This is a genomic window from Micromonospora globispora (assembly GCF_003857015.1).
GTDB classification, from domain to species: Bacteria; Actinomycetota; Actinomycetes; order Mycobacteriales; family Micromonosporaceae; genus Micromonospora; species Micromonospora globispora.
Genome location: NZ_QGGF01000510.1, coordinates 1 through 3,387, shown reverse-complemented (window position 1 = coordinate 3,387; position 3,387 = coordinate 1). Strand labels below are relative to the sequence as shown.

At 77.2% G+C, this 3,387-nt stretch carries 3 protein-coding genes; 2 read left to right on the top strand and 1 reads right to left on the bottom strand.

Features of this window, described 5'->3' with window-relative positions:
* Positions 1-1,205 (top strand): outer membrane protein assembly factor BamB family protein (locus DKL51_RS27530; protein ID WP_124812649.1); only part of this gene is annotated, 1,205 nt, incomplete at its 5' end.
* On the top strand, positions 1,202-2,491 hold the full coding sequence (locus tag DKL51_RS27525) for an outer membrane protein assembly factor BamB family protein (RefSeq protein WP_109945896.1): 1,290 nt from the start codon (positions 1,202-1,204) through the stop codon (positions 2,489-2,491). The genes DKL51_RS27530 and DKL51_RS27525, both read left to right, overlap by 4 nt.
* A gap of 8 nt (positions 2,492-2,499) precedes the next feature.
* Here DKL51_RS27525 and DKL51_RS27520 read toward each other — a convergent pair whose 3' ends face one another.
* Positions 2,500-3,258, bottom strand: coding sequence for a C39 family peptidase (locus DKL51_RS27520; protein WP_260428689.1), 759 nt, complete (start codon positions 3,256-3,258; stop codon positions 2,500-2,502).
* Positions 3,259-3,387 lie beyond the last annotated feature (129 nt).

Here is a 3,387-nt window from a genome sequence, read left to right as displayed (position 1 = left end):
CGGCGCCGTACCGGTCCCTGGCGGTGCTGGTGGCCGCCCTGCTCACGGCCGCCGGAGGTGCGCCGGCGCCGGAGCGCCCGTGGGCCGCCGTACCGGCCGGGCCGGGCGCGGAGGCGTTCCTGACCGGTGACCGGCTCTACGTGGTGGAGCCGGCGGTCCCGGGTGGGAACGAGGGCCGGCAGCTCGTCGCGTACCGGGTGCCGGAGACCGGTCCACCGCCCGAGCTGTGGCGTACCTCGCTGCCGGGCGACGGCGCGGTGGTCGGACTGCTGGAGCGGGCGGGGACGGTGCTGCTCATCGGGCCGGTCGGCGGCGACAGCGGTCCGTACCGGACGTCCGCCGTGGATGCCGGCACCGGCCGGCCGGGCTGGCAGCAGGCCGGGGTCGCCGTCCCGGCGGGCGACGTCGTGCTCATTGAGAGCCTCGGCCAGGAAGGGGTGACCGCGATCCGTCGGGTGGATCCGCCGACCGGTCGGACACTGTGGTCGGTGCCGACGCCGCAGGAGGGCCTGAGCCTCAACGCCGGGCCGGACGGGATCGACCGGATCGTGCTGGCCCCGGCCTCCGGGGACGTGGAGGTGCGCGACGCCGCCTCGGGCGCCCGGCTGGTCGCCCGCAACATCCGCCCCGGCGAGCTGCCCACCTGGCAGCGCACCCAGGTCGTCGGCGACCTGCTGCTGGTGATCCGCAACGGCGACGGCACCATCACCGGGTACGACCTGGACCGGCTGGACCGGCGCTGGACGGCGCGGCTCTCCCTGGTGGGCTACGTCGACCGGTGTGGCCTGCTGCTCTGCGCGTATCGGCAGACCGGCGGGATGTGGGCGCTCGACCCGGCGACCGGCGCCACCCGGTGGACCGACCCCCGCTGGCAGGCGGTGCTGCGGGAGGTCGGCGGCCGGCTCCTGGTGAGCTCGGCCGACGCCGTCGGCGCGCGGTACGCGGTGGTGGAGGCGGCGACCGGCCGACTCCTGGCCGACCTCGGGGCCTGGGAGCTGGCGGGCGGGGACGATCCGGCGGACCCGCTGATCGGGGTCCGGCGGCGCGGGGACGGTCGGCTGCTCGTCGCCGAGCTGGACGTGTCGACCGGGCGGGCCCAGGTGCGTGACGCGTTGCCGGACGTTCTCGGGAACTGCCGCACCCGCGGGCATGTGCTGATCTGCCGCCGGGTCGCCGGCGGCTTCGGGCTGTGGCGGCTGCCGTGAGCCCGGTGATCGAGCTGGGGGAGATGCGCCACGGCGAGGAGCTCGACCCGCCGTCCGATCCGGGTCGGCCGCCGGGTCGGGCGATGCGCGCCGCCGCCCTGGTCGTGGCCGTCCTGCTGACCCTGGCCGGCTCCGCGGCGGGGCCGACCCGGGAGCGGCAGGTGGCGGTGCCCGCCCCGCAGGGCGCCACCTTCCTGCTGGTGGCCGACCGGCTCGTCGTCGCCGACGGTCCGGGCACCGTCGGCAGCGGGGGTCGGCTGGTGACCGGACACCGGCTGCCCGGTGGCGAGCCGCTGTGGCGGTTCACCCTCCCGGCCGGGGACCACGTGCTCGGGCTCAGCACCGTGGCCGGCGCGCTGCTGGTGACGAGCAGCCCCGCCGGTGCCGGCGACACGATCTCCACCGCGCTGGACGTCGACACCGGGGCGGTGCGCTGGCGCCAGCCGGGCTACCCGGTCCCGACCCAGTCCGGCACCGTGCTCTTCGAGACGCCCCGCGCCGACGGGACGGGCACGATCCGGTCGGTCGATCCGGTCTCCGGCAGGCCCCGCTGGTCGCTGCCGCTGCCCGGCAACGGAGTCGCCTACCGGGTCGGCGACCGGGGGGTGGCCGAGATCGTGCTGGTCACCGCCGCCGGTCGGGTGGAGATCCACGACGCCGGCTCCGGGGTGCTGCTCCGCGCCGGCCGGGTGCCGCCGGCCGCGGACCGGGTGTCGTACCGGTTCACCCAGGTCGTCGGCGACCTGCTGCTGGTCGACGGCGCGCCGGGCACCGTCACCGCGTACGGCCTGGACCGGCTGGACCGGCGCTGGAGCGTCCCGGTGGAGCCGCGGGCCGCGGCCTGGTTCGCGGACTGCGCCGGGGTGGTCTGCCAGCGCGACCAGGTCGCCGTGGGCGTGCGGGCCATCGACCCGGCCACCGGGCGCCTGCTGTGGCGGGACGATCGGTGGCTCGGGGTCAGCCCGGTCGGCGATCGGCTGCTCGCCGCCGCCCCGGCCGTCGGGCTGGAGCTGGAGCTCGCGATGCTCGACCCGGGTACCGGCGGCGTCGTCGCCCGGCTGGGCCGGTGGCGGCTGAGCGGCGGGGACCGGTACCAGCCCCGGCTGCTCGGACTCCGCCGGCTGTCCGGGGACCGGACCCTCGTCGCCGACCTGGACGTCCGGGCCGGGGAAGCCCGGGTGCGGGCGGTGCTTCCCGGCTCGTGGGACGACTGCGCGGTCGGGCCCGGGGCGCTGGTCTGCCTGCGCACGGCCGGCGGACTGGCCGTCTGGCCCGCCGACCGCTGATCAGCCGATCACCAGTTTGCCTGGGCGGGAGGCGGCGGCAGCGGCACCGACGCCGGCCGGATGACGTACGCCATGCCGCCGCTGCCGGCCTGCCAGGCCGCCTCGAACCGGTCCCGGTCCACGGTCCGGCGGACCGCGTCGTCGTCCGGGGCGTACGGGTCGTTGAGCACCGGGTCACCGCCGGCGGTGAAGCCGACCAGCACCATCAGGTGCCCCCGCGTGTCGTAGTCCAGCCCGGGCATTTGACCGGACCGGAACGCGGCCGACAGCACCAGCGGCACCCCGGCGGCGATGAACTCCGCCGCCTCGACGAGGGAGCGCAGCCGGGTGACGAAGGCGTCCACCCCGTGCAGCCCGGCGTACGCGGTGTTGAAGGGCCAGTTCCCGGCGCCCGCGTACGCCCGGTCGTAGCAGTGCCGGGCGGCGTGCACCACCACCGGTCGGGGGCCGGGCGGCGTCACCCAGGCGTACCGGTCGGGCGCGGGCCCGGCGGCCCAGAAGTCCAGCACCATCGAGATGCAGGTGGGGCTGCACCAGGAGTCCCCGCCGCCGCCCCAGCGGGTCTCCGCGCCGCCGTGCAGCCGCTGCGAGTACCGGGGCACGTCCAGGGTCCGGCCGTGCCCGGCGCCGCCGGTGTCCGCCCGGTGCGCGCCGATCGTCGGCGCGTCGTGCCGCCCGGAGGCGACTGCGCCGACGGTGCGCAGCACCGGGGTGACGTCGGCATCGGCCGGCCGGAGCAGTGTCGCCCGGAGCTGCCAGCCGGTCACCGTCGCGTCCCTCGCCGTCGTTGCAAAAAACCTTCGGGTACGCGATGCTTCCCGGCACCCAGCGACAAGGGATGGAGACGCCATGACCGGTACGCCCTCCCGGCGGGACCTCGCCTACCGGGGGTTCCG